The 6,858-nt window shown below is 45.1% G+C and carries 3 protein-coding genes; all 3 read right to left on the bottom strand.

Annotation, left to right across the window (positions count from 1 at the left end):
* Nucleotides 1–154: 154 nt before the first annotated feature.
* The gene (locus tag IQ263_RS27335; RefSeq protein ID WP_194071192.1) at nt 155–3,298 is read right to left on the bottom strand and encodes an efflux RND transporter permease subunit; all 3,144 of its coding nucleotides are present in this window, start codon (nt 3,296–3,298) and stop codon (nt 155–157) included.
* A gap of 581 nt (nt 3,299–3,879) precedes the next feature.
* A complete protein-coding gene (locus IQ263_RS27330) occupies nt 3,880–5,865 on the bottom strand; it encodes an efflux RND transporter periplasmic adaptor subunit (RefSeq protein ID WP_194071191.1) in 1,986 nt (661 codons plus the stop codon).
* 360 nt (nt 5,866–6,225) lie between these two features.
* A complete protein-coding gene (locus tag IQ263_RS27325; RefSeq protein WP_194071190.1) occupies nt 6,226–6,606 on the bottom strand; it encodes a hypothetical protein in 381 nt (126 codons plus the stop codon).
* Between the last annotated feature and the right edge of the window lie 252 nt (nt 6,607–6,858).

Here is a 6,858-nt window from a genome sequence, read left to right as displayed (position 1 = left end):
CCACCCCTACCCTCCCCTTGCTAAGGGGAGGGAGTAAGAAATTCACAAATGATTTAGGATTGCTATATCAATCAAAGACTTATCCAATCTTCTCTATTTAGTTAGAGATCGATCGCAGGCGACGCACCCTAGGAAGATTTTATAAAGGTTATGTTCACCGCCCTCCTTTAAATGAAAATACTTGCCCAAACTTCACCTGACTAAGTTTCTTTCGCCACGATTCCATGTAGATGTAAAATACGGGCGTTAGATACAGCGTCAAAACTTGCGAAAATAACAGTCCGCCGACAACTGCAATACCTAACGGGCGGCGAGATTCTGAACCTGCACCAACTCCCAACGCAATTGGTAATGTGCCCATTAATGCCGCCATTGTAGTCATCATAATTGGTCGGAAACGCACTAAGCAGGCTTGATAGATTGCTTCGGCCGGTTTTTTGCCATCTATGCGCTGGGCTTCGATCGCAAAATCGACCATCATAATCCCATTTTTCTTGACAATTCCTACCAGCAAGATGATGCCGATGAACGAATAAACGTTGAGTTCGACTCCAAACAACATTAGTGTTAATAATGCTCCAAATCCCGCCGAAGGTAATCCCGACAAAATTGTAATCGGATGGATGAAATCTTCGTACAAAATGCCGAGGATTAAATAGATGACCAAAATTGCGATCGCCAACAACATCCCCAAACTAGGTAGCGAACTCTGAAATACTTGACTCGCGCCCTTATAATTGGTGGAAATGCTCTCAGGAATCAGCGATTTGATGATTTGGTCGATCGCGCTATTTGCATTTCCCAGCGCCACCCCAGGCGCGAGGTTGTAGGAAATTGTCGCAGCATTCATCCTACCGACGTGGTTGACAATTAACGGTGCAACTCCTAGAGAAATTTTGGCAACCGTTGCTAGCGGCACCTGGGTTTCACCCCCAGAAGCATCGCTAGAATTACCCGCTGTACTGATGTAAAGCTGCATCAAAGCATTCGGATCTTTTTGATACTTTGGTTCTAGTTCCAAAATAACTTGATACTCGTTACTCGCACCGTAAATCGTCGAAACTTGGTAAGCGCCGTAGGCATTTCTCAGGGTATTTTCGATTTGACTAGCCGTAATTCCTAATGCTGAGGCTTTGTCGCGATCGATATCAATTTTGATTTGAGCAGTCATCTGCAAATCGCTGTTAACATCCTGAATTTCCGGCATTGCTTTCATTTTTTCAATTAGTTGCGGTACGTATTTACGCAGCGGTAAAACATCCGAACTTTGCAGCGCCAGTTGGTACAATCCCGTGCTTTGTTGAGTGCCCAGCGGGATTGCTGGAGGATTTTGCAGGAAGACTTGAATGCCTGGAATTTCGGCTAATTGCGATCGCAAACTCTGCACAATTTCGTCGGCACCCATCTGCCGCTGCGAGATCGGTTTGAGGCGCACAAACAAGCTGCCGGAATTCCCCGCAACCGCAGCCCCGCCGCCATTGGCGCTCGAACCGGCCCCGATATTCGAGTTGACTGCTTCCACGTTTGGATCTTGGCGAATCGCACTGACAACCGCTTGCTGGTGGCGAGATAATTCATCAAAAGAGGCATCTTGGGCGGCTTGGGTAATTCCGGTAATTTGTCCCGTATCTTGGCTGGGAATAAAGCCTTTGGGAACTACAATAAATAATCCAACTGTAACGAACACCATTGCTAATGATAAAATCATCGTGGTGCGGTGATATTTTAAGGCTATTTTGAGACTCCAATCGTACAGGCTTAAAATTCGATCGAATACGTACTCAGAAGCTCGATAAAGCCGGCTTTGATTTTCGTGATTTACCGGGCGCAAAAAACGGCTGCACAACATCGGTGTCAAAGTCAAAGAAACAAAGCCGGAGACTAAAATAGAAACCGCAATTGTGACGGCAAATTCATGAAACAAGCGCCCCAACAACTCGCTCATAAATAACATCGGAATAAACACCGCCACCAAGGAAAGCGTCATCGATAAAATCGTAAAACCGATTTCGCTAGAGCCGTTTAGCGCGGCTTCTCGCGGGCTTTCTCCGGCTTCGATGTGGCGGACGATGTTTTCGAGCATGACGATCGCATCATCGACTACAAAGCCCACAGATAGCGTCAGGGCCATCATTGACAAGTTGTCGAGGGAGTAGTCGAACAAGTGCATGATACCGAAGGTGCCGATCAGCGATACCGGTAGCGCTAAACTGGGAATGACTGTGGCAGAAAGATTGCGTAAAAATACGAAAATTACTAAGATGACAAGGGCGATCGTCAAAACGAGGGTAAACCGCACATCATCCACCGACTCGCGAATCGATTGAGACGCATCGTACATCACCCCAACCGCGATCGAACTTGGAATCTGAGTTCTCAAATTGGGTAGCAATTTTTGAATCGTATCTACCACTTCTACGGTATTCGTGCCCGGCTGTCTCTGAATCGTGAGGATAATTGCGCGATCGTTATTGTACCAACTAGCAAGTTGAGTATTTTCTACACTGTCAACCACTCGCCCTAATTGTTCGAGATAAACAGGCTGTCCGTTTTTATATGTCACAATTAAACGGCGGAATGCAGCAGCATCTTTCAGTTGTCCGTTAGTTTGCACCGCAAAGTTTTTATAACTTCCCGAAAGGCTTCCTGTAGGTAAATTAACATTGCCTTGTTGGATAGCAGTTTGCACTTTGTCGATGCCAATTTGCCGCGCTGCTAATTGTTGCGGATCGAGTTGAATTCGGGCAGCATATTTTTGAGAACCGTAAATCTGAACTTGCGCCACACCGTTGATTGTCGAAAGCTTTTGCGCGAGATAACTTTGCGCGTAGCTATCAACTTCAGAAAGCGGTAAAGTTGGGGACGTGAGATAAAGGTAAAGAATTGGCCCGTCGGCGGGATTGACTTTGCTGTAAGTCGGCGGATTTGGCAAATCGTTAGGCATTTGGCCCGAGGCTGAAGAAATTGCCGATTCGACATCTTGCGCCGCATCATCAATATTATGACTGAGATTGAATTGCAGGGTAATTTGAGTTTTGCCGCTGGTACTGGTAGAAGTCAGCGTATCGAGTCCAGCAATACTCGAAAATTGCTTTTCTAGGGGGCGCGCTACCGATGCGGCCATCGTTTCCGGGCTAGCACCGGGGCGGGAAGCGCTAACTTGAATTGTGGGATAATCGACGTTGGGCAAATCGCTAATCGGTAGCAAGCGATAACTCATCCAACCAAAAATTATAATTGCCGCCATCACCAATGTGGTCATAATTGGACGGCGAATAAATGGTTCTGAGAGATTCATTGGTTATATCAATTTCGGTTTTACTGAAATGACTGATGACTGTTGACTGTTGACTGTTATTTGTTATTTGTTAGTTGTTAGTTGTTAGTTGTTATTGGTTATTTGTTAGTTGTTAGTTGTTAGTTGTTATTGGGAATTGAGAATTGGAAATCGGGAATTCGTAGCCAGTAACCAATAACCAATAACCAATAACCAATAACCAATAACAATAACAACTAACCCATTTCCAACAACTAACAACTAACAACTAATGACTAACAACTAACAACTAATGACTAATGACTAACAACTAATGACTAACAACTAATGACTAACAACTAATGACTAATGACTAATGACTAATGACTAATGACTAATGACTAACAACTAATGACTAATGACTAACAACTAATGACTAATGACTAACAACTAATGACTAATGACTAATGACTAATGACTGATGACTAATGACTAATGACTAATGACTAATGACTGATGACTGTTGACTTTGCGAACGAAACGAAGTGAAGCACTTGCAGGAGTTTGAGATTACTTTTGTCTGCCAAATAACTTTCGACAATCCAAATATAAAATCGATCGCCCTAGGGATTTTTGGGGGATTTCCATGACTTATTTCCGGATGAATTGGAATCGCTGCCAGATTTTGCACCAGTTTCTTTGGCTTTAGATGTGTCTGAATTATCGCCCTTCGTTGAATCTGAATTATCTTTAGCATCCTCAGCATCTTTAATCCGAATCTTGCTACCATCAACCAGATTAGCTTGTCCGTCGGTGACAACATCATCACCAGCATCTACACCTTTTTTGATGACACTTAATCCGCCGATCGTATTTCCGACAACTACAGGCACATTGTCTACTGTATCGTCGTCTTGGGCGACAAATACAAACTGTCCGTTCGGCCCGGTTTGTACTGCTTGGGAGGGAACTACAATTGCATTTGGCTGTTGAGATAATGTTAAGGTAGTATTGACAAATTGACCGGGAAATAGTTTTCCATCGGCGTTATTAAAATCGCCAATCAGTTGAATAGAGCCTGTGGAATTATCAACCGTGTTGTTGACAAATGACAAGGTTCCTGATATTGGGCGATTGTTGCCGGCAAAGGTGACATCAACTTTTAGCTTGCCGTTGTCTACGTATTTTTGGATGTCTGAAAGGTTGGATTCGGGAACAGAAAAGGCAACTTGAATAGGATTGATTTTCGAGATTGTGACTAAGGGTTTGTCTGTGCTCGGTTGCACTACATTGCCTTCTGTGACTAGGATATTGCCGGCGCGTCCGTCGATCGGTGCAAACACTTTAGTATAGGATGATTGCACTTGAGCGTTTTGCAAACTACCGCCGTCGGCGCTGACACTAGCTTGAGCACCCTCGATCGCCGATCGATCGCCATCAACAACAGCCCGAGCATTGTCAATCCCCACTAAATCGCTCTTCACCGCCGTCTGAGCGTTCTCAATTCCCACCAAATCGCTCTTCACCGCAGTTTCAGCATTTGCGATCGCCACGGAGTCACCTTTGACGACAGACTCCGCATTTGTGATGCCAATGCGATCGCTCTTTACCGCCGTTTCTGCATTGGCGATCGCCTGTTTGTCAAGCTCCACCGTTGCCGCCGCAGCTCGACTGCTGGTAGCGTATTGTTGCGCCTGATCTTGACTAATTACTCCTTGTTTGTAGAGCTCTGCGTAACGTTGACTTTGGGCTTCGGCATACTCGGCTTGCGCTCGATCTTTGCTCAAAGTTGCCATCGCCTGCTTAACCGCACCTAAGTCTTTTTCCAACGTCATTTTCGCCTGTTCAACAACTCCCTTATCTTTCGCCAGAGTCATTTTCGCTTGTTCGACAACACCCAAATCTTTTTGCAGAGTCGCCCTAGCTTGTTCGACAATTCCTCTATCTTTATCCAAAGTCGCCCTAGCTTGTTCGACAATTCCTTGATCTTTAGCAAGATTAGCCGTCGCTTGTTGCACCTGGGCCCGGTCTTTTGCTACGATACCCTGAGCTTGTTGGATCGAAGCATTTTGAGAGCGATCGTCGATCGAGAAAAGCAACTGTCCTTTCTTAACTTCTTGCCCTTTCTTAAAATAAACTCCCGTCACCCGCCCGCTAGCCTGTGCTGTCACCGAAACAGTAGCACCAGATTGCACAGTACCGATCGCCTGTAACTGAATCGGTACAGTTTTTTTAGTCGCCGTCGCCACCAGAACCGGAGTTATTTGCATTTTACCACCGCGACGACTCGCTTTTTCCGGTTTAGGGGCGATCGCCCGTTGCCAAACCAAAAATCCCAAACCACCAAGCAACAACAACCCCAGCAAAAACATCGCAATTCGCCCTTTCGCCAGCACCTTTTGAGGCTTCGGTTCTTTTGCTAAAATATTATTTGTAGGCTCGCTTTCCGGCAAACTTGGAGATTCCAGAGCCACTTCAGGAACAGTGTCATTCGGAATTTTATCAACAATTTCCAAATTCTGCGTCGGTTCCTCGTTCAGCTTCAAATTTTCATCAGAAACTTTAGGGCGAGTGCCATTTCGACTGTCACTAATAATTTCTTCTATCATCACAAACCTCTTAACAATAGCCCTCATCTCATGTCCCGTCGATGAGCGCAAAAAAACGGTTAGTAGTGCGGACTTCAGTACACTGTTGAAGTTCGTAGTGCGCTCAATCCACCGGACACAATATCACTCTTCATAGCAGTTATTAGATTTTCAGTAGAATTCCCTTTGGTATCTTGAATTTATCTGAGTAAATCGGTCTTGATCTGCCTCGATAGGCGGTTAACCTATTACTCAAACATTTATGAAATTCAAGTTTATTATAGGGTGCGTCAGACCCAAAAGTTAGCAATTACTGAAAACATTAAACCCCTGACACACCATACAAAAACTGAAAACGAACAAAACTTGTTCTTAGATCATTTACTTAGCTTTAGCTCCAGACTGCCCATTTTGCGAGCGAGGATAAGCAGCCTGGAGAATCCCCTTAACTTGGGTTTTTTGCTCAGCACTGAGGTTTAGCTCGTTAAGAGCTTTCCGCATTTTTTCGCCTCCCTTGATTTTGGAGTCCAACTGTTTCACCTGCTCGGGAGTTAGCACCGCTTCGACTTGTTTGCGAAGTTCGTCGCGTTTCTGGGCGCGTTGAGCAGGAGAAAGCTTCGGTTGTCCTGAAGTTGCTGCATTTGCCGCCACCGCGTTAGATTTGGTGACATTAGAAGCGTTGGATGGCATACAACCAGACAAACTACCTACCAAGATGGTGCCGGCGAGGATAAATGCTGCTGCGATGGTATTTCTTTTCATGATTGACTTTCTGTAAATTAATCTTCACCTACAAATCTTAGAAGCTTAAACCAGCCAGCGCATCACGCAATACTCCTAATCTAACCAGTCAAAAAGCACATAGCACTTGTGACTTTTTTCCTAGTCCCAAACCCCAAAATCAGCCACAAAGGCTCTAACGCAATCGATCGCACCTTCGCTAAGCTGTTATGGCAAAAGGGGGAATGGGAGAGGGGGAGAGTGAGAGAGGGGGAGAGTGGGAGAGTGGGAGAG

It is taken from the genome of Tychonema sp. LEGE 06208 (assembly GCF_015207505.1).
GTDB lineage: Bacteria > Cyanobacteriota > Cyanobacteriia > Cyanobacteriales > Microcoleaceae > Microcoleus.
Note: the sequence above shows the minus strand (reverse complement) of the source record. Positions and strands in the feature narration are given on the sequence as shown.

What these genes read in the sequence shown, in the direction of transcription:
- IQ263_RS27335 (WP_194071192.1), bottom strand. Translation starts at nt 3,298, where the DNA reads ATGAATCTCTCAGAACCATTTATTCGCCGTCCAATTATGACCACATTG.
- IQ263_RS27330 (WP_194071191.1), bottom strand. Translation starts at nt 5,865, where the DNA reads ATGATAGAAGAAATTATTAGTGACAGTCGAAATGGCACTCGCCCTAAA.
- IQ263_RS27325 (WP_194071190.1), bottom strand. Translation starts at nt 6,606, where the DNA reads ATGAAAAGAAATACCATCGCAGCAGCATTTATCCTCGCCGGCACCATC.